This is a genomic window from Streptomyces sp. NPDC020898 (genome assembly GCF_044333925.1).
Taxonomy (GTDB): Bacteria; Actinomycetota; Actinomycetes; order Streptomycetales; family Streptomycetaceae; genus Streptomyces.
Genome location: NZ_JBIRRV010000016.1, coordinates 188368 through 211823, shown reverse-complemented (window position 1 = coordinate 211823; position 23456 = coordinate 188368). Strand labels below are relative to the sequence as shown.

The 23456-nt window shown below is 70.7% G+C and carries 18 protein-coding genes and 1 pseudogene; 12 read left to right on the top strand and 7 right to left on the bottom strand.

Going from position 1 to position 23456, the window contains the following annotated elements:
* Positions 1 to 39 precede the first annotated feature (39 nt).
* The 3 genes from ACH4TV_RS37840 to ACH4TV_RS37830 all read left to right on the top strand — a co-directional run bounded on the left by ACH4TV_RS37840 (position 40) and on the right by ACH4TV_RS37830 (position 2411).
* Positions 40 to 327 carry a hypothetical protein gene (locus ACH4TV_RS37840; RefSeq protein ID WP_398405848.1) on the top strand — a complete coding sequence of 96 codons (288 nt, stop codon included), beginning with the start codon at positions 40 to 42 and terminating at the stop codon, positions 325 to 327.
* Between the two features lie 275 nt (positions 328 to 602).
* Entirely contained in the window at positions 603 to 1118 is a 516-nt protein-coding gene (locus ACH4TV_RS37835) for a putative immunity protein (RefSeq protein WP_398405837.1), read from the top strand.
* A gap of 354 nt (positions 1119 to 1472) precedes the next feature.
* Complete coding sequence (locus ACH4TV_RS37830; RefSeq protein ID WP_398405836.1) at positions 1473 to 2411, top strand: MerR family transcriptional regulator; 939 nt, start codon at positions 1473 to 1475, stop codon at positions 2409 to 2411.
* Positions 2412 to 2711: 300 nt separating this feature from the next.
* Here the strand turns inward: ACH4TV_RS37830 and ACH4TV_RS37825 are convergent.
* Both ACH4TV_RS37825 and ACH4TV_RS37820 read right to left on the bottom strand, forming a co-directional pair.
* Positions 2712 to 2825, bottom strand: a pseudogene (locus ACH4TV_RS37825) (metallophosphoesterase); the annotation flags it as partial.
* A complete protein-coding gene (locus ACH4TV_RS37820; RefSeq protein ID WP_398405835.1) occupies positions 2822 to 5650 on the bottom strand; it encodes an FAD-binding and (Fe-S)-binding domain-containing protein in 2829 nt (942 codons plus the stop codon). The pseudogene ACH4TV_RS37825 and the gene ACH4TV_RS37820, both read right to left, overlap by 4 nt.
* Before the next feature lie 325 nt (positions 5651 to 5975).
* On the opposite strand from ACH4TV_RS37820, the gene ACH4TV_RS37815 reads away from it, so the two are divergent.
* From ACH4TV_RS37815 to ACH4TV_RS37795, 5 genes are read left to right on the top strand one after another with little or no spacing between them, the layout of a single operon-like run.
* A complete protein-coding gene (locus ACH4TV_RS37815; protein ID WP_398405834.1) occupies positions 5976 to 7940 on the top strand; it encodes an ATP-binding protein in 1965 nt (654 codons plus the stop codon).
* Positions 7940 to 8386 (top strand): roadblock/LC7 domain-containing protein, encoded by a 447-nt coding sequence (locus tag ACH4TV_RS37810; RefSeq protein WP_398405832.1) that lies wholly within the window; start codon positions 7940 to 7942, stop codon positions 8384 to 8386. Before ACH4TV_RS37815 ends, ACH4TV_RS37810 begins: the two co-directional genes overlap by 1 nt.
* 17 nt (positions 8387 to 8403) lie before the next feature.
* Complete coding sequence (locus ACH4TV_RS37805) at positions 8404 to 8751, top strand: DUF742 domain-containing protein (protein ID WP_398405847.1); 348 nt, start codon at positions 8404 to 8406, stop codon at positions 8749 to 8751.
* A complete protein-coding gene (locus ACH4TV_RS37800; protein WP_398405831.1) occupies positions 8732 to 9463 on the top strand; it encodes a GTP-binding protein in 732 nt (243 codons plus the stop codon). The genes ACH4TV_RS37805 and ACH4TV_RS37800 overlap by 20 nt, the downstream gene beginning before the upstream one ends.
* Positions 9460 to 10680 (top strand): cytochrome P450, encoded by a 1221-nt coding sequence (locus ACH4TV_RS37795; RefSeq protein WP_398405830.1) that lies wholly within the window; start codon positions 9460 to 9462, stop codon positions 10678 to 10680. The genes ACH4TV_RS37800 and ACH4TV_RS37795 overlap by 4 nt, the downstream gene beginning before the upstream one ends.
* A 78-nt stretch (positions 10681 to 10758) precedes the next feature.
* Here the strand turns inward: ACH4TV_RS37795 and ACH4TV_RS37790 are convergent, their stop codons facing one another.
* Both ACH4TV_RS37790 and ACH4TV_RS37785 read right to left on the bottom strand, forming a co-directional pair.
* Positions 10759 to 12927, bottom strand: coding sequence for a S1 family peptidase (locus ACH4TV_RS37790; RefSeq protein WP_398405846.1), 2169 nt, complete (start codon positions 12925 to 12927; stop codon positions 10759 to 10761).
* A 43-nt stretch (positions 12928 to 12970) separates the two neighbouring features.
* Positions 12971 to 13396: a hypothetical protein gene (locus ACH4TV_RS37785; protein ID WP_398405829.1), complete on the bottom strand. Its 426-nt coding sequence runs from the start codon at positions 13394 to 13396 to the stop codon at positions 12971 to 12973.
* A 350-nt stretch (positions 13397 to 13746) separates the two neighbouring features.
* On the opposite strand from ACH4TV_RS37785, the gene ACH4TV_RS37780 reads away from it, so the two are divergent.
* The 4 genes from ACH4TV_RS37780 (at position 13747) to serC (ending at position 19547) form a co-directional block, all read left to right on the top strand.
* On the top strand, positions 13747 to 17361 hold the full coding sequence (locus ACH4TV_RS37780) for an ALF repeat-containing protein (RefSeq protein ID WP_398405828.1): 3615 nt from the start codon (positions 13747 to 13749) through the stop codon (positions 17359 to 17361).
* An 8-nt stretch (positions 17362 to 17369) separates the two neighbouring features.
* On the top strand, positions 17370 to 17771 hold the full coding sequence (locus ACH4TV_RS37775; protein ID WP_398405827.1) for a hypothetical protein: 402 nt from the start codon (positions 17370 to 17372) through the stop codon (positions 17769 to 17771).
* Between the two features lie 74 nt (positions 17772 to 17845).
* Positions 17846 to 18235 (top strand): hypothetical protein, encoded by a 390-nt coding sequence (locus ACH4TV_RS37770; protein ID WP_398405826.1) that lies wholly within the window; start codon positions 17846 to 17848, stop codon positions 18233 to 18235.
* Between the two features lie 193 nt (positions 18236 to 18428).
* On the top strand, positions 18429 to 19547 hold the full coding sequence (gene serC / locus ACH4TV_RS37765; RefSeq protein WP_398405825.1) for a phosphoserine transaminase: 1119 nt from the start codon (positions 18429 to 18431) through the stop codon (positions 19545 to 19547).
* A gap of 96 nt (positions 19548 to 19643) precedes the next feature.
* Here the strand turns inward: serC and ACH4TV_RS37760 are convergent, their stop codons facing one another.
* The 3 genes from ACH4TV_RS37760 to ACH4TV_RS37750 form a co-directional block, all read right to left on the bottom strand.
* Positions 19644 to 20381 carry a hypothetical protein gene (locus ACH4TV_RS37760; RefSeq protein ID WP_398405824.1) on the bottom strand — a complete coding sequence of 246 codons (738 nt, stop codon included), beginning with the start codon at positions 20379 to 20381 and terminating at the stop codon, positions 19644 to 19646.
* Positions 20382 to 21169: 788 nt separating this feature from the next.
* Complete coding sequence (gene add / locus ACH4TV_RS37755; protein ID WP_398405823.1) at positions 21170 to 22159, bottom strand: adenosine deaminase; 990 nt, start codon at positions 22157 to 22159, stop codon at positions 21170 to 21172.
* Between the two features lie 114 nt (positions 22160 to 22273).
* Positions 22274 to 23182, bottom strand: a complete 909-nt coding sequence (locus tag ACH4TV_RS37750; protein WP_398405822.1) for an aminoglycoside phosphotransferase family protein — start codon at positions 23180 to 23182, stop codon at positions 22274 to 22276.
* Positions 23183 to 23456 lie beyond the last annotated feature (274 nt).

Sequence of the window (23456 nt, the reverse complement as noted above, 5' to 3'; positions counted from 1 at the left end):
GCGACTCCGAAGGGCCAAAACCTTCATCTCCCGCACAGCATCATTTCCAGAAGCTGCCCTACAACCAACTCCCTTTCATGTTCAGGACACACCAAGCCCTGTTACCTGATCACCGAAGACCACGGTGGCCCCGTGTCCCGCCTGGCCGACGCGACGGAGTCGATCCAGCTCGGCATGGCGACGGAACTGCTGGCCCACGTCCGCGAGCTGCTCCCGGACACTCCACGCGGCGAACTCCGCTTCCTCGCCGAGCGGTTGGCGGAAGCCCTGCGTGACGCGCTTCGCGTGGCCGAGAGCCGGGGGCAGCGGTTGAACCGGCTGAACTGAGCGACGACGTCGTCAGCGCCGTCGTCATGAGCGAGGGGCGAACTGCCCACCGGGCGCCGGTGAGTCCCTCGCCGGGAGGTGGTCCTGCGCCCACACGGTCAGGGCCGCCAGGGGGATGAGGAAGGCGTTTCCGTGGGGAGCCAGAGCGTACCGGCGACGGGGTGGCTGAGCCTGCGGACCGGCCACCGGGTTTGCAGGCCTCGCGTCGGGGCGTGCATGGTCGCGGGTGCGCGCCCTCGGGTGGGGGCGCATGCCAGCAGGAAGGAATGCCGACCATGATCCTCCCGAAGGTCAGGGACCCTCGCTTCGTGACGATCCGCCGCGGTGGGACCCTCACCGATGCGGATCACCATCTCCTCGCCCTCTGGGCGGCAGCTTGCGCGGAGCACGTACTCGCCCTCTTCGAGTCGGCTCAGCCTGAGGACCCACGGCCGCGCCAGGCGATCGAGCATGCCCGCGCCTGGGTGCGTGGCGAGGTCAAGATGATGCAGGCCCGCGCGGCGGGCGGCCATGCGATGGGCGCGGCCCGGGACCTGCGGGGCGCGGCACGGCACGCCGCTTACGCCGCCGGCCAGGCCGGGGTCGTCGCCCACGTCGCCGCGCACGAACTCGGTGCCGCTGCCTACGCGATCAAGGCCGCACGCGCCGCCGCACCAGGAGACGAGAGTGAGGCCGCAGGACGACGCGAGTGCCAGTGGCAGCGCGACCAGCTCCCGGAGTCGATTCGCGAGCTCGTACTTGACGACCAGCGATTGCGGAACGACATCTGCTGGTCGGTGTTCGACTGCTGAACGCGCGTCGGGCGCCAACACCCTCGTCACGAAGCCCTACGAAGCCCTACGAAGCCCCACGAAGCCGGTCGGCGTCACCTCTCGGTCCCGCTCATGACGCGCCCCCATCTCCTCCCAGTTCCTCTGTCCCGTCCCCTTCCAGTCGCTCCGCCAGCACCGCCGCCCCAGTGGTGTCGCATGTCGCTGCCATCGCTCGCCCCGCGCGTGCAAGGCGTGGCTGTTTCATCCTGTCGGTCAGCGGAGATCACGCGACTCATGCTTCAGTAAGTCGGAAACTTGAAGGACATCTCGGTCGGGGCCCCGCTGGGGAATGGCCTTGAGTCTCCAGTGACTGGAGACAGCAGAGTGGGGGACATGGACGTTACGACCCTCTACTCGATCGGGGAGCTTTCCCGGCGGACCGGCTTGTCTGTGAGGACCATCCGGTTCTACTCCGATTCGGGGGTGGTAGCGCCGACCACCCGTAGTCCCGCCGGTTATCGGCTCTACGACCTCGACGCACTGCTTCGTCTGGAACTCCTCCGCACACTGCGCGAGCTGGGCATGGACCTGCCCACGATTCAACGGGTACTTGACCGCGAGCTCTCGGTGGCGGAAGTCGCCGCGGCGCACGCCGACGCCATGGACGTCCAGATCCGAATGCTGCAACTGCGTCGGAGCGTTCTGCGAGTCGTGGCCAGCCGCGGGTCCAGTCCCGAGGAGACCAAGCTCATGCACAGGCTCACGCAGTTGTCCGGCGAGGAACGCCGACGTTTGATCGACGATTTCGTGGATGGCACCTTCGGCACAGTGGATGCCGACCCGGGCGCAGTGGCCATGGTTCGCGCTGCCACTCCCGACCTCCCCGATGATCCGACCGGCGAGCAGGTCGCCTCGTGGGTGGAGCTCGCCGAGCTGGTCGGCGACGAGGATTTCCGTGCCCGGATGCGCCGGACGGCCGTACGCCAGGCCGCCGGGCGCCCGCTCGACATCGAGCGCGATGCCGGCGAGGAGCTGATGGAGTTCACCCGTCAGAAGGTGACCGAGGCCATGGAGTCGGGCATCGACCCGCTCAGCGACAGGGGCGCACCCGTCATCGACGACCTCGTGCACCGCTTCGCCGAGGTGTTCGCGCGCACCCCGGACACGGAATTCCGTAGCTGGATGGCCCAGCAGTTCGAAGAGGCGCACGATCCCAGGGTGGACCGGTACTGGCAGCTGGTGTGGATCGTCAACGGCTGGCAGGTAGTACCGAACCTGATCCCGGTGTACCCCTGGCTCACCCAGGCCCTGCGAAGTGACCGCGCCGCATAGTCACCGCAGTGGGCACCGTCCCGGATCCCTGAACGAGTCCAAGGGATCACCTGCGGACATGAGACCAGGGCGTCCAACGTCGATGTGTGACTGACGACCTGGACACCCTCACCTCGGCACTCTTGCCCGGATTGACGACGAGTTGAAGGCTTCGCCGTGGCTGGCACCGTGGCGGCCTGCCGTCGGAATCACGCCCACGCTCGCTGACGCCGAGCTGATCACGCTCGCGGTCATGTCGGCGCTGCTCGGATCCACCTCTGAGCTGCGCCGGCTTCGCCGCGTCGGGCAGGACTTCGGCCACACGCTGCGCTCCGCGGCGGCCACCTCCGGCTCGGCGAACACCGCCTCCAGAGCGGGGAGGACGCCGTGGATGTCGGAGAGGACGGCCACCCGGTTCAGTTCGGTCCCGCTCATTTCCCGCCCGCCTCCAGCCCCTCCGCCAGCACCTCCGCCAAATGCCGCCCCCGTACCCCCGCCAGTTGCTGCAACTGCGTCCGGCAGGAGAACCCGTCCGCCAGTACCACCGCCTCCTCGCCCGCTTCCCGTACCGCCGGCAGCAGCCGTTCCTCCGCGCAGGCCGTCGACACCTCGTAGTGGCCCTTCTCGAAGCCGAAGTTGCCGGCCAAGCCGCAGCAGCCGCCCGTCAGTTCACCCGTCAGGCCCGCTGCCTCGCGCAGGCGGCGGTCCGCCGTGTCGCCCAGTACCGCGTGCTGGTGGCAGTGGGTCTGGCCGGTGGCCGGGCGGTTCACGTGGGGCGGGGTCCAGTTGGGGGCGTGGTGTTCCAGGGTCTCCGCGAAGGTGAGGACCGCGTCCGCGAGGCGCCGCGCGCGTGGGTCGTCGTGCAGGAGTTCCGGCAGGTCCGCGCGGAGGGCCGCCGCGCAGCTCGGTTCCAGGACCACCACCGGGGTGCCCGCATCCAGGACCGGTTCCATCAGGTCCAGCGTGCGGCGCAACACCGCCCGGGCCCGGTCGAGTTGGCCGGTCGAGACGTACGTCAGGCCGCAGCAGACCCCGGTGCGGGCGGGCGGCGGCAGCGTCACCTCCAGGCCCGCCGACTCCAGTACGCGTACGGCCGCCTGCCCCACCGACGGTGTCAGGTGCTCCGTGAAGGTGTCGGGCCAGAGGACGACCGCCGGCCGACGCTCCCCGCTGTCACGCGCTGCCGCCCGCCTCCCCCACCACCGGCTGAACGTCTCCCGCGCCACCGCCGGGATCTCCCGCTCGGGCGCGATCCCGCCCAGCCGTTTCGCCACGGCCGCCAACACCCGTACCGAGGCAAGGGAGTTGACCAGTCCCGCCGTGCGCGTACGAGCGACAGCGCGCAGCCAGACCGGCAGCCGGCCCATCGTGTAGTGGGCCGCCGGGCGTAGTCGGCCGGCCCAGTGGTGGTGGAGGAACTCCGCCTTGTACGTGGCCATGTCGACCTCCACCGGGCAGTCCGAGCGGCAGCCCTTGCAGGACAGGCACAGGTCCAGCGCGTCCCGGACCTCCACCGACCGCCAGCCGTCGGTGATGACCTCGCCCGCGAGCATCTCGTGCAGCAGCCGCGCCCGCCCGCGCGTGGAGTGCGCCTCCTCGCCCGTCACCCGGAAGGACGGGCACATCACATCCGAGCCTCCCTTGCCCATACCCACAGCCGGCGTACGGCACTTGGCGACCCCCACGCACCTGCTCACCGCAGCCGAGAAGTCACCGCCGTCCGCCGGGTAGCCGAAGGCCACCGGTACCGGTTTCCGGGGCAGGACCGCGAAGCGGAGGTTCTCGTCGAGGCGGGCGGGGCGGACCAGCATGCCGGGGTTGAGGAGGTCGTCCGGGTCCCAGAGGGCCTTCGTGCGTTCGAAGAGGGCGATCACCTCGGGGGCGTACATCTTCGGGAGCAGTTCCGCGCGGGCCTGGCCGTCGCCGTGTTCGCCCGAGAGCGAGCCGCCGTGGGCCACCACCAGGTCCGCCAGCTCCTCCGAGAAGCGGCGGAAGCGGGCCACTCCCGGCGCCGTCAGCAGGTCGAAGTCGATGCGTACGTGGATGCAGCCGTCGCCGAAGTGGCCGTACGGCGTGCCGCGCAGGCCGTGGTCGCGCAGGAGGCCCCTGAAGTCCCTCAGGTACGCGCCCAGTCGAGGGGGCGGGACCGCGCAGTCCTCCCAGCCGGGCCAGGCCGCCGTGCCGTCCGGCATCCTCGTCGCCGTGCCGCTCGCGTCCTCGCGGATGCGCCACAGGGCGCGCTGTCCGGCGGGGTCGGCCACCACGAGGGCGTCCGTGACGTCCGCCGCGCGCACGATCGTGTCCGCACGCGCGCGTGCCTCGGCCGCGTCCGCGCCGCCCGTCTCGACGAACAGCCAGGCGCCGCCCCGGGGGAGGCCGGCGGTGGCACGGACCAGGTCGGCGGCCATGCCCTCGACGGTCAGCGGGCCGTACGGCAGGAGGCCGGCCGCCGCTTCCGCCGCCGCGCTCTCGTCCCCGTACGCCAGCACGGCAAGCGCACGCGCGCGCGGGGCCTCGACCAGGCGGACGACCGCCTCCGTGACGATCCCCAGGGTGCCCTCCGAGCCGCAGAAGGAGCGGGCGACGTCGGCGCCCTTCTCTGGGAGCAGTGCGTCCAGCGCGTACCCGGAGATGCGGCGGGGGAGGTCCGGGAAGCCGGTGCGCAGGCGGGCCAACTCGCCCTCCGCCAGCTGCCGCAGGCCTTCCGGGGCGCCTGCCCAGTCCTGGCCGGGGCGGAGGCGGTCGCCACGCGCGCGGATGACCGACAGCTCGCGCACGTTGTCCGCGGTGGTGCCCCAGGCGACGGAGTGCGAGCCGCAGGAGTTGTTGCCGATCATGCCGCCGAGCGTGCAGCGGCCGTGGGTCGACGGGTCGGGGCCGAAGCGCAGGCCGTGCGGGGCGGCGGCGTCCTGGAGGCGGTCGAGGACCAGGCCCGGCTGAACCACCGCCGTGCGCTCCTCGTGATTCAGGGAGAGGAGTTGATTCATGTGCCGCGTGAAGTCCAGGACGACCCCCGTGCCCGTCGCCTGGCCCGCGATCGACGTGCCCCCGCCGCGCGCCACGACCGGCACGCCGTGCGCCCGGCAGACGGCGAGGGCCGCCGCCACGTCGTCCGCGTCGCGCGGGGCGACCACACCCAGCGGGACACGCCGGTAGTTCGACGCGTCCATGGTGGTCAGCGCCCGGGACGTGGTGTCGAAACCGACCTCGCCCCGGACGGCCCCGCGCAGTTCCGCCTCCAGCGGCCGAAGATCCGTCATGACCCCAGCATGCCCGCCACCACTGACAGTGACCGTCCGGGCGGCCGGGGAAACGTGCACGGTTTGTGGGGACCACACCGGAACACCGCAAATTCGATCACTAACTCCCCTATAGTGACGCCCAGTTGAGTACCGGGCGTCACTTCTCGCTCACAAATCGACCGAAGGATGTCGAAGGCCACCAACACCGCGTCACGAACAGGCACCGCCCAAGCACCGCACCGGCACTCCCGACGAGCGCACGCACCGGAAATCGCAAAGGCACCCCCCACGGGCCCGCCGAGGCCCAGACAGCAGCACCGAGGACCCAACCGAGGACCGCTTCATGACCGCGCCCCGCCAGTCCGGCGAACGCCCCGCCTACCGCGCCCTCCTGCCCGCCCCGCTGCTCACCGCCGTGCTCGCCGCGCTCGCGGTGGCCGGCGCGGTCGCCAGGGCGCCGGACGAGGCACGCGTCCCGCTCGCCCTCGGCTTGGCCGGAGCCGGCCTGCTGCTGTGTGCGGCGGTCACCGTGGCAGCCCACGGCTTCCGGTCCTCCCGGCTGCTGCGCGACCGCCTCGATGCCGTCACCGACGACGCCGGGCGCCTGCTGCACGACCGGGCCCGCCTCACCGAGGAGCTGAACCGGGTACGGGCCGGGCTGACCGCCGACCTGGACCGGGAACGCGCGCGCGTGAGCGCCGATCTCGCCCGCGACCGCGCCCGCCTCACCGAGGCCTCCACCCAGGAGTTCGGCCGCCTCCAGCGGGAGAAGGCCCACGAGGTCACCCTGCTCACCGAGGACAACGCCCGTCTGGCCGAAGAGCTCCGCCGGGCCAACCAGGAGCGGGCGGCCGCCCTCGCGGCCACCGCCAACGCGGCGGGCCGGATGCAGGCGCTCGCCACCAGCACCCTCGCCGACCTGCGCGCCATGGAGGAACGTCACGCGGACGAGGACGTCGTCGCCGACCTCCTCCACCTCGACCACCGCACCGCCCAGGCGGGCCGTCTCGCCGACTCGATCGCCGTCCTCTCGGGCGCCCGTTCGGGCCGCCGCTGGGCCCGTCCGATCGTCATGGAGTCGATCCTGCGCGGCGCCATGGGCCGTATCAGCGGCTACCAGCGCGTACGCGTGCACTCCGCCAGCTCCGCCGCCGTCGCCGGACACGCCGCCGAGGGCGTCATGCACGCGCTCGCCGAACTCCTCGACAACGCCGCGAACTTCTCGCCGCCGACCGCCGAGGTCCACGTGTACGTCGAGGAGGTCCCCGCCGGGGTCATCGTGTCCGTGGAGGACAGCGGCCTGGTCATGAGCGAGGTCCAGCTGCGCCGCGCCGAACGGGCCGTCTCCGGGGAGACCGGGGAGCACGGGAATGGCGGCGGAAAGGGCGGCGGGAAGGACAGCGGGCAGAGCGACGGGAGGAGCACCGACGGCATCGGGCTCGGTGGCCTCACCGGCACCCGTCTCGGTCTCGCCGTGGTCGGCCGGCTGGCCCGCAAGTACGGCCTCAAGATCTCCTTCCGCCCCTCCGCGCGCGGCGGCACCGGCGTCCTGGTGCTCGTCCCGCAGGACATCCTGGCCGGCGGCGCGGTCGCGCCGGAGCCGCTGCCCATGCCGGCGCCACCGGCGCGGACGGCACAACCGGTACCGGAGGTACCCGCGGCCCCGGTGCCCACGGCCGGTGAACCCTGGGAAGCGCGTTCCGAGGAACAGCACCCGCAGGTGTCGTACGCGGAAGAGGCGCACTCGGGAGAGGCGCTCGCGCAATGGCCGTACCCGGAGGAGCCCTACGCGGACGGGCCCTACGCGGACAGCTCCTCCGCGTACGGGCCGTACGCGAAACCGCCCTACGCGGAGGGGTCGTACACGGAGGGGTCGTACGCCGCTGCCCGCGCCGCCGTCAGCGACCTGGACCCGGAACCCGTACCCACCCACGAGTCCCCCGACAACGCGCCGGAGCAGACGGAGGGCCACACCGCCAAGGCGCCTTCCGCCGGGCTTCCCCAGCGGCGCCGGGGCCGTACCCTCGCCGAGGCCGAGCGGGCCCGGGGGGCGGCGCGGGCCGACGAGCCGTTCACCATCCCCCTCGCTCCGCCCGACCCCGACGACACGCGCGCGCGTGTGGCCCGTTTCGGGAGCTTCCGGCAGGCCGTGCGCGGCACCGCACCGGACCAGGCCGCCCTCCAGGGCAGCACGAACCCGGACCCGGCACCCACGCCGCCCCCGGCACCACCGGCGTCCGCACCCCCGGCGGAAGCCGCGCCCTCCCCCTCCTCCACCTCCTCCCACCCGGAAGGCGACCCCACCTGATGACCGGCACCGGCACTGGCCTCGGCCCTGGCCCGACGACCGCCGACGAGAAGCTGACCTGGCTCATCGAGGGCCTGCTGGAGCGCACTCCGGGGGCCAGGCACGCGCTCGTGCTCTCCCGTGACGGCCTGAAGCTGTGCCGTACGCCGGAGCTGTCCGTCGACCAGGCGGACCAGCTCGCCGCGATCGCCGCCGGTATCCAGTCGCTGTCGCACGGCGCGTCCGTGGAGTTCGGGGACGGCAGCGGAGGCGTGCGTACCGCGATGACGGAGTTCTACGGCGGCGTGCTGTTCATCGTCGAGGCGGGCGAGGGCGCCCACCTCGCCGTCGTCACCGCCGAGGAGGCGGACCCGGGGCTCGTCGGCCACAACATGAGCGAACTCGTCGAGCAGCTCGGGGACCACCTGCGCGCACAGCCCCGTACAGCACAGCCCCGTACGGCATGAGCCGACCGGGACGGCCGGTGGGGCGACCGGGGAGGGACGATTCTCCGGACCGCCTCTACACGCTCACCGGAGGGCGCAGCCGGTCCGGGCCCGACAACCCGTTCGATCTGGTGACGCTGGTCGTCGCCGAGTGCGATCCGGCGCCCGGGATGCAGTCCGAGCACGCGGCGATCCTGCGGCTCACCGAGCGTCCCACGGCGGTGGTGGAGGTCGCCGCCGTGCTGCGGCTGCCGGTGGGCATCACGAAGATCCTGCTCTCCGACCTCCTGGCCGCGGGCCGCGTCAGCGCCCGCCATCCGCGCCGGTCCGCCGTTTACGACCCCGACATCCTGGAGCAGGTGCTCGTTGGACTCCGCAACCTCTGAACCCGCAGAACCCGCAGAAGCCGGCCCCGATCCGCGTCCGCCCCTGCAGGCCTCCGCCGACAACGGGCTGAAGATCGTGGTCGTGGGGGGCTTCGGGGCCGGCAAGACGACGCTCGTCCGTTCGGTCAGCGAGATACGTCCGCTCAGTACCGAGGAGTCGATGACGCGGGCCGGCGAGGCCCTCGACGACATCAGCGCGGTGCGCGACAAGAACGCGACGACCGTCGCCTTCGACTTCGGCCGCATCACGCTCGACGCCCGCAACGTGCTGTACCTGTTCGGCGCGCCGGGCCAGGAACGCTTCTGGTTCCTCTGGGACCGGCTGTTCGCCGGCGCGCTAGGCGCGGTCGTCCTCGCCGACACCCGGCGCCTCGACGACTCCTGGTACGCCATCGACCGCCTCGAACAGCACGGCACACCGTTCGTCGTGGCCCGCAACGACTTCGGCGGCCCCGACTTCGCCCCGCAGGCCATCCGCGACGCGCTCGACCTCGACCCGGACGTCCCGCTCGTGCACTGCGACGCGCGCTCCCGGAGTTCGTGCAAGCGGGTCCTGATCGCCCTCGTGGAACACGCCAGGAACCGCTACCGGCGGGCGAACGACAGCCGCTCGTACGGCAGTCACGAGAGATATCAGAGCTACCAGAGCCATCAGGGCCATCAGAGTTACGAGGGCCACGTGCCCGACCCTCACGAGGAGTTGTCCCAGTGACCGCCCATGTCCCGCTCAGCGGCGCCCGGTTCAGAACGGAACCCGACCGGCTGTACCGGGAGATGCGGCGCGAGCACGGTGCCGTGACGCCGGTGCTGCTCGACGGAGACGTACCCGCGTGGCTGGTGCTCGGCTACCGCGAGCTGCACCAGGTGACCGGCGATCCGGTGCTGTTCAGCCGGGACTCGGAGCTGTGGAACCAGTGGGAGAGGATCCCCGAGGACTGGCCGCACCTGCCGATGATCGGCCGCGGCCAGCCCTCGATCCTCTACACCGTCGGCGAACGCCACCGCGAGCGCGCCGCGATGGTCTCCAGCGCGCTGGAGGAAGCCGATCCGGTCGAACTGCGGGCGTACGCCGAGCAGTTCGCGGACGAGCTGATCGACTCGATCTGCGCCAGCGGCGAGGCGGACCTCGTCAGGGACTACGCGAGACGGCTGCCGGTACGGGTCATGGCCCGGCTCTTCGGCTTCACCGACGAGGAGGCGCCGGGCCTGGTCACCGCGGCGAACGACATGGTCGACGGGCAGGAGGCCGGTCCGGCGGGCCAGCGGCACCTGGTCATGTCGATGGGCCGGCTGCTGACGGCCCGCCGGGTGCGCCCCGCGGACGACGTGGTCTCGCGCATGCTCGCGAACCCGTACGGCTTCACGGACACCGAGATCGCCCACGACCTGATGATCATGATCGCGGCGGGCAACGAGCCGACCTCCGACTGGATGGGCAACTCCCTGCGCCTGATGCTCACGGACGAACGGTTCGCGGCCTCCCTCTTCGGCGGCCGCAGCAGTGTCGCCGAAGCCATGAACGAGGTCCTGTGGGAGGACGCGCCCGTGCAGACGATGCCGGGCCGCTGGGCGTCCCGCGACACCCGTCTGGGTGACCGGCACATCCGTACGGGCGACCTGCTCCTCCTGGGCCTCCAGGGCGCCAACTCGGACCCCCAGGTCCGCACCGACGGCTCCGCCCTCACCGGCGGCAACAACGCCCACTTCTCCTTCGGCCACGGCGAACACCGGTGCCCGTTCCCGGCGCAGGAGGTCGCCGAGGTCATCGCCCGCACGGGCATCGAGGTGGTCCTGGACCGCCTCCCGGACATCGACCTGGCGGTCCCCGCCGAGTCGTTGACCCGCCGCCCGTCGCCGTGGCTGCGGGGGCTCACGGAGCTTCCGGTGCGGTTCACCCCTACGCCGGCGGTGGGCGTCGTACCGGCGTAGGGCGGTGGCCGGGACGCGGGACGGGCGGCGAGGTGGATACCTCGCCGCCCGTCCGTCCGTACTGCCGTTCCTCGTTTACTACCGGGCGGAGTAGCCGAAGCGGTCGCCGGCCGCCGGAAGTCCACCGGTGCCCGGCTGATACGTCGTCACCGCGGCCACCGCGCCGCCCGCCGTCACGTTGGAGTGGGGCAGGGCGTAGAGGGTGCCGTAGGTGTTGGGACCGAGCGGCATGCCCACGTACAGCTTGGTGCCGGTGTAGTGGATGCTGGAGCCGAGTTGCTGGTCGGCGCCGGCAGTGCCGGGGATGCCGTCGCCGTCACCCACCTCCAGCCAGCGGTCGTTCGCGCCGGGGGCGCCCAGGAGCGAGAAGGTGTGTACGGCGCCCGCGTTGGCCGCCGTACCGACGGCCTCGTTGGGAACGCCGACGGCCAGCTTCATCGTCGCCGCGGTGCTGACGGCACGCGGTGCGGTGTTGACGGCGGACAGGGCGACGCCCATCCGGTCACCGGCCTCGGAGGTACCGGTGACGTCGTCGTCGCCGGCGCCCTGGGAGAGGCCCTGCAGCTGCGTGTACGTACCGGCCGCGGTGATCCGGAAGGTCAGGACGGTGCCGGTGTCGGCCTTCGCGACCTCGGCGATCGTCAGGTCCTCGCCGGGGGCGCCGACCGCGAGGATCGACTCGGTGGCAGCGGCCGCGCCGGAGGGCCGGTAGGGGGCCAGGGCCAGGGAGTAGCCGAACTGGTCGGCCGCCTCGGCGCCGCCGGAGACGGTGTCGAGGTCCTGGTCGAGTCCGAACTTCGGCGTGGGCAGGCCCGTCGTGGTCAGGGTGTGGGAGAAGACGGCCAGGTTGCCGGCGCCGGCGTCGGTGCCGATGGCCTCGCCGGGAGCGCCGACGGCGAGGAAGTTGGCGTCGGCCGCGACGGAGCCGCCGAAGCCGTCGTTGGCCTCCACCGCCCCGGGCACGCCCGCGCTGTCCTGGTTGACGGTGACGCTGGTGTTACCGCGCACGTAGAAGGCGGCGCCCGCCTTCGCGACGGTGCCGACCGCCTCGCCGGGGACACCGATCACCACGAACGGCTCGCCCGTGGCGGCGGTGCCGGCGGCGATGGCATCACCCATGCGGTCGCCGGTCTCGCTGGGCGAGGCGAGGATGCCGCCGGTGCCGGAGCCCTGCTCGAAGTGGGTGTTCTTCTTGGCGCCGGTGCCCAGGCCGCCGGGGGCGCCGTGCAGGATGTCGGCCATGCCCGCGTCGGCGACGGTGCCGATGTCGTCGGCGGGGGTGCCCACGACCAGGTCGGTGCAGCCGTCCTCGTCGTAGTCGACGGTGGCCAGGGACTCGCCGAACCAGTCACTGGGCTCGGCGGCGCCGGGGATCCAGTCGAGGTCCTGGTGGAGCTCGGCGGTGCCCTTGCCCCCGCCGTAGACGATCCGTACGACACCTGCGGCCGCGTCGGCGCCGACCGTCGCACGCGGATCGGACACCGCGATGTCCTCGACGCCGTCGCAGTTGAAGTCGGTGATGCGGACGGCGCCCACGGTGGTGGACACCCAGGTGGCGAGGTCGTCGGAGCGGGCGGCGACCGCACCGGTGCGGGTCTCCGTCCCGCCCAGGCAGCCGCCCTGCCAGGACCGGCTGCCGACGCCGACCAGCTGGGCGGTGCCGTTCGACTCGCGCAGCAGCGGGCCTCCGGTGTCTCCCTGGCACAGGGCGCCGCCCTGGCCGGTGATGGCGAGATCGTCGGTGCCGACGGAGTCGACGCCGAAGAGGGTGGTGTGCGGGGTGCCCGGGACCCAGTCGGCGGCGGTACGGCCGTAGCCGACCGCCCGCAGCTGCTCCCCGGCGGTGACGGCGGTGGACGCCACGGTCACGGGGGTCACGCCGGTGACGGGCCGGGCGAGGCGGGCCAGTACCAGGTCACGGCCGGTGCGCGGGACGAGCTGCACCACGGCGCTGGTCTTGCCCCCGACGGTGGCGGTGGCCGACAGGGCCGGCTTCCCGGCGGGCACGGTGAGGTCGGCGACCGGGTCGGTGGCGAAGCAACTCGCCGCGGTGAGGATCCAGTCCGGGGCCACGAGGGCGCCGCTGCAGGCGCGGGTCGTGTCGTCCGCGCCGAGGGACACCTTGGCGGTGTAGGCGTAGGAGCCGGTGGACACGGGGTCGCCCGCGACGGCGTGGGCCGGCGCGGCGATCAGGGCGGAGACAGTGACGGTCGCGGCCACCAGCGCCGCACCCGCCGAAGAACGCAGGGGGATCACGTTTCTCGATTCCTTGAGGCTGGGCACGGCCGGGTCAGCCGGTGACGCGGATCTCGACGAGGACGGAGCGGGCGCCGCCCACGGTGCCCTCACCGACGCTCTCGAAGCCGCCCTCGGCGACGTTCACGGTGGTCGTGTCACCGTTCGCGGTGAGGTCGGCGCTGATCGGGTGGTCACCGGTCTCCAGGGCGAAGACCCGGGGCAGCTCCAGCGTGAGCCAGCCGGACGTGGCCGTGGCCTTGAAGCAGTAGTCGCCCTTACGGCCGACAGTGCTGTCCGCCACGGTGTAGACCCTGATCTGGTCGGCCGAGCCGTCGCAGGTGGCGAGCAGGACGTGCCCGTCGCCCCTCTTCAGCTGGATGCCCTCCGACGCGAGGATGCCCGCCGCGCCGGGGTAGGAGAACTGCTCCACCGCGAAGGGCGGCGCGTCGTCCGCGGCGACCGAGGAATCATCGGCCACGGCGATCGGAATTCCTATTGCCGCCCCCAGGGATCCAATGAGTCCGGCAAATATCAGACTGCGAGCACGGGAAAACACCGCACCCTCCTTTCGGGCGCGGCATTTCCATGCCGAAAGCCGCTCCCCCCGCGAGCAAGTTTCATCAAAGATCAGCGACAAGCTAGCCCCAACTCCCCTCCACGTCAACGCATTTCATTCTTCACGAACACACCCGAAAGGGACAATATTCAGGAATAAAGCAAAAGAAAAGCGCAGGTATAGTGACGGCCGTTCTGGGGGAAGCACGGTCAGCGTCGCCCGCAATGCAGAAACGCGGAAAACCAGACAATCCACCAATTACCGGGGGCCCGATGAGTCGAAGAACGGCACGCGCGATACACAGAACGGCACTGAGCCTGGTGCCACTGGCCCTCGCCGTCGGCCTGCTGGGCGCTCCGCCCGCTGCCGCGGCCGCGGCAGTCACCGTCACGGTGACCGCTGACACGGTGACCGCCACCGACCGCGGCCTGGTCGTCGACTACTGGCGTGAAGGCGGACCCGGCGTCAAGGCGGTCGCCGAGGCGGCACTGACCGGCACCGACGCCGACGTACAGACGTTCCTGGCGGCCGCGGAGGAACTGACCCTCCAGGACGAGCGGGTGACGGCCGCCCAGATCGCGAGCCTCGGCGGGCCGGAGCTGCTGGCCGGGGCCCGCACGGCCCTGGCCGGCACCCAGGAAGAGCTGGAGGCCTTCGTCAGCTGGGGCTGGGAAGCCCCGATGCAGCAGGACAACCGGGTCCGGGTCGCCCAGATCATCGACACCTCCGGACCCAACGTCCAGGCAGCCGGACAGGCCGCGCTGAACGGCTCGTCCGAGGACGTACGGGAGTTCCTCACCGAGCTCCAGTACACCCAGGGCGAGCAGGACGAGCGGGTGCAGCTCGCCCAGATCATCAGCGTGGGCGGCACCAACGTACGGGCCGCCGGGCGCCTCGCACTGAGCGGCGGCGCAGCGGAGATCCGGGAGTTCCTGCAGGTCGGCCTGTTCGTCGCCCGTGCCAAGGACCAGGAGCACGCCACCATCGCCCAGCTCGCCGAGCAGGCGAAGGAGGCCGGACGGCAGGCGGCTGCCCAGAGCGCGGCCGCCAAGACCGAGTCCGCCAAGGCGGTGCAGGCCGCACAGCTCGCCAAGGAGGCCGCGCTGGAGGCGGCGGCCGAGGCCGAGGCCGCGAAGAACGACACGGCCCGGGCGGCACGGGCCGCCAAACGGGCCGCCACCGCCGCGTCCCAGGCTGCCACGGCCGCGCAGCGGGCGATCGACGCGGCCGGCGCCGCGAACAACTCGGCCCGGGTCGCCGCCAACGCGGCCTCCCAGGCAGCCGCCGCCGCGGCCGGTGCCTCGCAAGCGGCGTCCCGGGCGCGCGGTGCCGCGGCCGACGCCGCTGTGGACGCCGACAACGCGGACGCCGCGAGGGTCGCCGCCCAGAACGCCCAGAAGGCGGCCGAGGGCGCCAACCTGGCCGCCGAGGCGGCCGATCAGGCCGCCGTGGCCGCCGACGCGGCGGGCGACGCCGCCCGATCGGCGAAGAGCGCGACCGCCAATGCCAACGCGGCCGCCGACGCGGCCATCGAGGCCGGCAACTTCGCCGGGCAGTCGAGCGCCGCCGGCGCCGAGGCGCGCGCCGCCGCTGCCGCCGCGAAGAGCCACGCGGCCGAGGCGAACCGCGCCGCGTCCGCCGCCGAGACCCTGGCCCGCAAGGCGGCCACCGCGGCCCGCGAGGCACGCGACGCCGCGCGGTCCGCCGCCACGCACGCGAAGAACGCCGGTGACGCCGCCCTCGACGCGGCCGAGCACGCCGGTGACGCCGCGAAAGCCGCCGAGCGGTCGACAGCGCACGCGAACGCCGCCACCACGGCCGCCAACGCGGCCACCGACGCCGTCGCCAAGGCCCAGCAGATCTTCGAACTCGCCCGTGAGGTCGAGGCCGAGGAACTGCTCGGCCGCACCAACGCGGGCATCGAACTGGCCGAGCAGGACAAGGCCGAGTACGACGCCCTGCGCGCCGCGCGGACCGGGCTGGAGCAGGCCGTCGAGGCCCGGGACGCCGAACGGGCCCGGCTGGTGACCGCGGCGGCCCAGCCGGCCGCCGACCTCGCGGCCGTCGCCGAGCAGGGCCGTGACCTCGCCCTCCTGGCGATGAAGAACGGCACGGCATGGGGCCGTTCCGCCGCCGAGGCCGCGCTGGCCGGTCCGGACGAGGTCGTCGTCGACTACCTCCGCAACGGCTGGCGGACCGCCGAGCAGCAGGACGAGCGCTCCTACGTCGAGCGGCTCGCCGAGGAGAGCGCGGACAAGGCGGTGCGCGACGCGGCCGAGGCCGCGCTCGACGGCGACGCCGGCGCGATCACCGCGTTCATCACCGACGGGCAGTACGAGGCCGGCGCCTCGGGCCTGCGCGTCGCCATCGCCCAGGTCGTCGACGGCGCCGGACCGGTGCTCGCCGAGGCCGGCCGGGTCGCACTCGCCTCCGGTGACCCGAAGAAGTACAGCGAGTTCCTGACCACCACGCAGCACGAGGCCCGCAGCCAGGACGAGCGGGTCAGGGCGGCGCAGCTGGTCGACAGCGGCACCCCCGAGGTGAAGTCGGCGGCCCGGGTCGCCCTGGCCGGCTCGCCTCAGGCGCTGCACGCCTTCGTGGTGTCCGGGCAGTACAAGGCGCTGCGCAAGGACCAGTTGACCGCCACCCATGTGTCCCAGGTGCGGAAGCTGATCGCGGACGCGGCGAAGATCGCGTTCACCGCCCAGGCGAACGCCGCGACCGCGCAGAAGGTCGCCGCCACCGCTCGCTCGGCGGCCGAGCAGGCCGCCGACTGGGCAGTCAAGGCGAGCGAGTCCGCGGGCGAGGCGAAGCGGTACGCGGAGCAGGCCGAGCAGTACGCCAAGGACGCCGAGGCGTCCGCGGCCCAGGCAGCCGCCTCCGCGAAGACGGCCCGCGCCGCCGCGAACAGCGCGGACGCCGCCGCCTCCAGGGCCGCGAAGTCCGCGGCCGACGCCACGATCTCCGCCGAGTCCGCCCAGGCCTCCGCGAGCTCCGCCGCGTACTACGCCGAGGAGGCCCGCAAGTCGGAGATCGCGGCGGGCAAGGACGCGGACGCCGCGATCGAGGCGTCCACGGCGGCCTTCGTCGCCGCGGTCACCAAGTACCGGGAAGAGGAGGAGGCGCGCCGCAAGGCCGCCGTGGCGGCCAAGGAGGCCTCGGAGAAGGAGGGGATGACCCCGGCCGAGCTGTACCGCTGCCAGCAGTCGTTCGTCCCCTGCGAACCGGTGGAGTTCGCCCGCTGGTGCCAGCACAGCGAGGTCTACTGCGACATCCTGGCGCACGGCGAGGAGTTCGGCGCCGCGGCGGAGCAGCTGGAGCAGCTCTGGAACATCGGGGAGGAGCTCCTCGGCATCACCAGCTTCGAGAAGTGCCTGCGCAAAAAGGACTTCGACAGCTGCAAGGGCGTCGCGGTGGACGTCCTCATCGGCGGCAAGCTCAAGGTCCTGAAGCGCGTGTACGAAGAGCTGAAGCTCCTCAAACGCGTCTGCAACATCATCAGCAAGACGCCCCTGACGACCGCGACCCAGGCAAGCTTCACCACGACCGCGATGGCCGCGTCGAGCGGGGTGCCTTGCGGGGAACACAGTGTTCCGGGGTTGCCGCGGGACAAGACGATGATCTCAAACGGTCCCGGCGACTGTCAGGTCTGCGCTGAGCGGATCCTTAAAAACCTCGGCGATGGCAAACTCGTCCGGATCCCCGCGCCAGGCGCATTCTTTGGCAAGTACCGTGGCCAGGACACCTTTAACTGGAACAATGGCTACCATGCCGTAGTGGTACTCGATGGGCGGGTCTATGACGCGTTCACTCCGAAGGGCGGAGAGTTGATCGAAGAATACAAGGCTCGGTGGGAGTACGGCGACATCATCAATTTCGGTTTCTGAGGACACCTGTGAACGACAGGAAGTTCTTCGAAGGGGTCAGATCCAGGCCGGGGCTCTACGGCCTCAGCGGTTCATACAAAGGTACGTTCATGTTCCTCGTCGGATTCGATGAGGCCCGCTCGGGTGGGCTACTACGCGGATTCACGGAGTGGCTGGTCGTACGCAAGGGCGAATGCTCCAGCTTCGGTTGGCAGGCCCTCGTCCTTGACGAGGCGCTACCAGACGTCGAGTCGTGGGGCTGGAACAAACTGGACAAATTGGACTCTTGGCAGGAGCAAAAAGCCGTAGACCTGCTCCTCTCTCTCCTGGTCGAGTTTCTAGCGGTACGGGATGACGTGATGGCGTTGGCTCACATGTATTCGCAATATCATTCCCTCCACGCCGGGGTCAGCGACTCTGGAAAAGAATGAGATCGGAACACCTCCGATACGGAATGGCCCCCGGTGAACAGATTTCACCGGGGGCCATTCCAGTTAGGGTAAGAGTGAACGACAAGCAGCTCATCGAGAAGATCGGCGCACATCCTGAGGGCTACGGTCTGAACGGCACCTACCACTCGACGGTCATGTTCCTCACGGGGATCGATGTCGGCAGGTCGGGCGGGTTGCTGCGCGGCTTCACCGAGTGGCTGGTCGTCCGCCGGGGCGAGTGCAACAGCTTCTACTGGCACAAACTCGTTCTCCTGGACCAGTTCCCCGATGTGTCCTTCCAGAACTGGAAGGACCCTGGCGAACTGACCCCGGAGCAACAGCAACAGGCTGTGGAACACCTGTTTTCGCTCGTACTCGAGTTCCTGGAGTTGCGGAACAAGCCGCGAGAGCTGGGTCTGATGTACACGCGGTACGAAGCGATGTACGCGCACATCTGGGGATAGACGAAAAAGGGCCGCCGCACCTCAGCCCGTCCGGCGTGTGAGGACAGGCCCGTTCCGGGCCGTAGGGGGTACGGGGGCGCAGCCCCCGGGCAGGGCGGCGGCGCCCCCCGATCCCCCGCCGAACCCGCGGAGCGCGTCTCACCCGACGGACGACGTTTCGCCCACGTTTCGCGGAGCCGATAGGCTCGCGCCCGTGGCTGACATCCAGATCCCCGCTGACATCAAGCCCGCCGACGGACGTTTCGGCGCGGGCCCCTCCAAGGTGCGGACGGAGGCGCTGGACGCCCTGGCCGCCACCGGTAGTTCCCTCCTCGGGACCTCCCACCGCCAGGCCCCGGTCAAGAACCTGGTCGGCAAGGTGCGCGAGGGCATCTCCGAGCTGTTCTCGCTCCCCGACGGCTACGAGGTCGTCCTCGGCAACGGCGGCTCGACCGCGTTCTGGGACGTCGCGACGCACGGCCTGATCGAGAACAAGTCGCAGCACCTCACCTTCGGTGAGTTCAGCTCGAAGTTCGCGAAGGCCGCCAAGCTCGCCCCCTGGCTCGCCGACCCGACCGTCATCTCCTCGGACCCGGGCACCCACCCGGACCCGCAGGCCGAGGCGGGCGTCGACGCGTACGCCTTCACCCACAACGAGACGTCCACCGGTGTCGCCGCTCCCATCAAGCGCGTACCGGGCGCCGACGAGGGCTCGCTCGTCCTCGTGGACGCCACGTCGGGCGCCGGCGGTCTGCCCGTCGACGTCGCCGAGACCGACGTCTACTACTTCGCCCCGCAGAAGTCCTTCGCGGCGGACGGCGGCCTCTGGCTCGCCGCGTTCTCCCCGGCGGCGATCGAGCGCGCCGAGCGCATCCACGCGAGCGGACGCCACGTACCGGAGTTCTTCAGCCTCCCCACGGCGATCGACAACTCGCGCAAGAACCAGACGTACAACACCCCGGCCCTCGCCACCCTCTTCCTCCTCAACGAGCAGCTGGAGTGGATCAACGGCCAGGGCGGCCTGGACTGGGCGGTCCGCCGCACCGCCACCTCCGCCCGGACGCTGTACGGCTGGGCCGAGGACGTCAAGTACGCGAACCCGTTCGTGACGGACCCCGCCAAGCGCTCGCAGGTCATCGGCACGATCGACTTCACGGACGACGTCGACGCCGCCGCCGTCGCCAAGGTCCTGCGCGCCAACGGCATCGTCGACACCGAGCCCTACCGCAAGCTCGGCCGCAACCAGCTCCGCGTCGCGATGTTCCCGGCGATCGACCCGACGGACGTCGAGGCGCTCACTAAGTGCATCGACTACGTGATCGAGAAGCTGTAGTCACTTCCCGTACTGCACGTACCTGAGCACGTACGCAGATGAGGGCGCCCGGTGAAGACCGGGCGCCCTCTCGCTTCCACCGTCATGTGGGCCCTACTACAGCACCTGGACCGCCTTCACACCGGTGGTGATCAGGCCGCAGGTGCCCGTAGGGCTCTTCTTCAGGCAGAGCCTGTTGTCGGCGCCCTTGATGATGCCGACTCGGCTCACCCTGAAGTCGAACCCGAGGGCTCCGTCTGCCCACTTCGCAGCCCTTCCACCAGGGCCGATCTTGATACGGAGGGTTCCGTCGGTCAGGATGGCGCCGAAGCGGCCGTCGTCGAGGACGACGGTCTTGGCGTTCCTGAACAGCACCGGCCAGTTGCCGCCGTTCTTGTACCGCAGCGTCCCGTCGTTCTGAACGACAGCGACGACACCGTCCTCGATGTCGAACGTCCGGACATCACTCCGCAGCATTCGCCAGCTTCCGGTGGTGCCTGTCTTGATGCGGAGCGTGCCGTCGGTCTGCCTGGCGACGAACTTGTCGCCGTCCAGGTCGACAGCGGTGACGTTCCGCAGCATCAGCGGCCAACTGTTGCCGCTCTTGTAGTGCAGTGTGCCGTCGGTCAGGATGACGGCAACCCGGTCGCCCTCCACACTGAACGACTTGACGCCGCTCCCGCGGATTCGCGTCCAGGCACCGGTGACTCCCGTCTTCCGCCAGAGGGCACCGCCCTTCTGCGCAAAGATCTTGTCCTGGTTGACCTGGAATTTGGTGACGTTGTGCATGAGCGTCGTCCAAGCGCCGTTGGTCTTCTGGACGTTCAGGTCGCCGTTCTTCTTCAGCAGTGCCATCAGGCCGACCTTGGTCGGCCCACAGCTCTGGCCCGTGAAGGAGGTTCCGCTCCACGCACCGTTACCGGTGCTCGGCCCATTCGCGGTCAGATCAGGTGCCCCACAGATTCGCGCCCCGTGACCGCTGTCGAAAGGGACGCTCCCGTTACCGGAATTCCAGCAACCGTGAGACGACCACATCTGGAGGTGGATGTGCGCTACCCCGCGGTTGGCGCGCTGCCCCGGTGCGGCGACCGTGCCCACCAGTTGACCAGCACTCACGCTTCTTCCACCGGCGATGGAGCTGTTGATGTGAGTGAGAGCCACGCTCTTGCCGTTACCGGCGTTGATGCACAAGGTCCCTGTCGAAGCCTGGTAAAAGTGGACGCTGCCGCCGATCGGAGCCCGGACGTTTCTGCCCGAAGCGGAATTGTCACACCCCGCCCCGGTGAGGTCGAGGGCATAACTGGCCGTCCCTGTATGAGAGGCGCTACCCCCGTAGCCCTGGCAGACATTCCACCGCTGCCCGACGTCGAACGGCGGCAGAATGTTGCCGGTGGCAGCTGAAGCCGAAGGAGCCGTCAACCCCAGAGTGCTGGTCAGCATCCCAAAGACAACAAAGCACTCGGTGACATAAAGCCACAAGCGCTTTACTGGATTACTTCCACGCTGCAATTCGATTTCCCCCTCGGGCCGTTAGCCCTGTAGTCCTGGCGGCCGAGTGTGCGGCTTCCTCACTGGCAGAACGGGAGAATCAGCGGAAGATCATCCATACGAGCAGCCTGTTCGAGCACTCAAGCCCGCATGTTTCACGAGGGCTGGCCGGGGGTGTCCAGCCAGTCGCCGATGAGCGTGACCGCGTCTTCCACTATTGCGTGCGGGGCGCCAGAGGATTCGACCGAGGTGCGGGCTATCGCGGCGAGTTGGGGGTCGGTGAGGGCGAAGGCCGTGCGGGCTGTTTCGTACTCCTCCAGCAGGCCGGGGCCGAACAGGAGGGGATCGTCGGCGTTGAGGGTGCACCGGACGCCGGCTTGCAGCAGAAGCGGGAGGGGGTGGTCGGACAGGGATCCCACGACGCCGAGGGCGACGTTGGAGGTGGGGCAGACGTCGAGGACCACGCCTTCCGCAGCCAGGCACGCGATGAGAGCCGGGTCCTCAACCGCCCTTACGCCGTGGGCGATCCGTCGCGCGCCGAGCACGTCGAGGGCGGCGCGCACGCTGGCCGGACCGGCGAGTTCCCCTGCGTGCGGGGCGGAAACCAGCCCGGCATCGCGGGCGATGGCGAATGCCTCGGCGAACGGCTCAGGGGGATAGCTGGCCTCGTCTCCGGCCAGGCCGAAAGCGACCACCCCGTTGTCTGCCCGCCGGGCCGCGAGATGGGCGGTCTCGACGGCCTCCGAAGGGTCCGCGTTGCGCCGGGCGTACATCAGGACGCCGAAGCCGACGCCCAGCCGGGCAGCGGTGCGGCGGCCCTCGTCGATCAACACGTCCAGCAGGTCGAGCGCGGCGTCCGGATCGTCCTCGTAGGTCAGGGGGTTCACATGCGGCTCGATCCATACCGCTCCGTCTGCTGCGGCGTCCTCGACCACTTCGCGCACCAGCCGCAGAAGGTTCTCCCGCGGGCCCTCGCGCACCAGCCGCGCAGCGACGCGATACAAGGACATGAAGTCCTCGAACGACGTGAAGCCGCCTGAGCCCGAAGGCCGTTCGCCCGCCAGTTCGGCGAGCGTGGCGGGACGCATCGCGCCTTCCAAGTGGAGATGGAGATGGGCCTTCGGCAGGAGGGCCAGGCTTCGCATGGTGCATCACTCTATGACCACCGTGCCCACCCTGACCGGAACCGTGTCATACGCCGGTGGGGGCGCCCGGCGAACACCGGGCGCCCCCCTCTTGCTCTCGGGCCGGGAGGCCACTCACCGCGCAGCGGCGTCAGTGAGGATTGCCCGAAGTCGTTCTCGGCACTCGACGACGAAGGCGGGGAAGGTGTGCCAGTAATAGGAGATTCCACTGACCCCCACCGCGATCGCCCAGGCACGGGCGCGGGTCCAGGTCGCATCGTCGAGGTTCAAGGTGTCCCAGTAGGCCCGTCTCGCTTGTGCCGGCAGGTCCCAGAGCGTGGAGTGCTCGGCGTCGGGAAAGCCGACGGAAAGTCCTCCGAAGTCGATGACTGCGTGGAGCTTGCCCTCCCGGACCAGGAGGTTGGTCGGCTTGAGGTCGCCGTGGAGCCATACGTGAGGTCCGGAGGGCTCGGGCAGTGCGAGCGCGGCTCGCCACAGCCGTTCCAGAGTGTCGACGTCGAGCTCAGAACCCACGGTGGTTCGGCAGTCGTCGAGACACCTGGCGATCCACTGGTCGCACGGCCCCAGGCCGCCTCCGCGGTACCAACTGAGGCCGTCTGCGCGAGTCGCTCCCATGAGGTCGATGCCGTGGAGTTCCCGCACGACCGCTGCCAGGTCGGCCCCGAACGCGGCCCAGTCCCGAACGGTGTCCGGGCCGGCTTCGTCACCGTCGATCCAACGGTAGACCGACAGGACCAGTGGGAAGGCGCCGGTGGGCATCCCGGCGTGGACGGGCTCGGGAATCGGACGGGAAAGGAGGGGCGCCAGGCGAGGAAGCCACTCCTGTTCCTTCCGCACGGACTGCCCCTTGTCAGCAGTTCGTGGAAGCCGCACGAGCAGGTCATCACCCAGCCGATACATGGTGTTGTCCGTGCCCGCGCCTGCGGGCGCCAACGACAGCTCAGCCCACTCCGGGCGCTGTGCCTTCAGCAGTGACCGGACCAGCGTCTCGTCGACCGGGATCTCATCCTCGTGAAGCGTCACGTCAGAAATCTCACCGCAAGAGGGAACGGGAAGCCAGCGACTTTCTGAGCGAGGCGGATTCGCTCTCGCGCTCGGTGGGCAGAGCGCGTGATCGCCGCCCTTCTTCCGCCGTATGCACGGTGACGTAGTACCGCACCAAGGCACCTACGTCCTCAAGCTGTTCACTGCGCACTGCCACCCCATCGTGGAACGAGGGCCGGGCCGTAGGCTCCCAGCACGACTCGGAGGCGAGGAGCGGCAAGCCTCGTCCACTCCCTGCTCGTTGGCGCTCCGA

Coding starts and splice junctions, on each gene's coding strand:
- ACH4TV_RS37835 (WP_398405837.1), top strand. CDS start 603: ATGATCCTCCCGAAGGTCAGGGACCCTCGCTTCGTGACGATCCGCCGC.
- ACH4TV_RS37830 (WP_398405836.1), top strand. CDS start 1,473: ATGGACGTTACGACCCTCTACTCGATCGGGGAGCTTTCCCGGCGGACC.
- ACH4TV_RS37820 (WP_398405835.1), bottom strand. CDS start 5,650: ATGACGGATCTTCGGCCGCTGGAGGCGGAACTGCGCGGGGCCGTCCGG.
- ACH4TV_RS37815 (WP_398405834.1), top strand. CDS start 5,976: ATGACCGCGCCCCGCCAGTCCGGCGAACGCCCCGCCTACCGCGCCCTC.
- ACH4TV_RS37810 (WP_398405832.1), top strand. CDS start 7,940: ATGACCGGCACCGGCACTGGCCTCGGCCCTGGCCCGACGACCGCCGAC.
- ACH4TV_RS37780 (WP_398405828.1), top strand. CDS start 13,747: ATGAGTCGAAGAACGGCACGCGCGATACACAGAACGGCACTGAGCCTG.
- ACH4TV_RS37760 (WP_398405824.1), bottom strand. CDS start 20,381: ATGGCACTGCTGAAGAAGAACGGCGACCTGAACGTCCAGAAGACCAAC.
- add (WP_398405823.1), bottom strand. CDS start 22,159: ATGCGAAGCCTGGCCCTCCTGCCGAAGGCCCATCTCCATCTCCACTTG.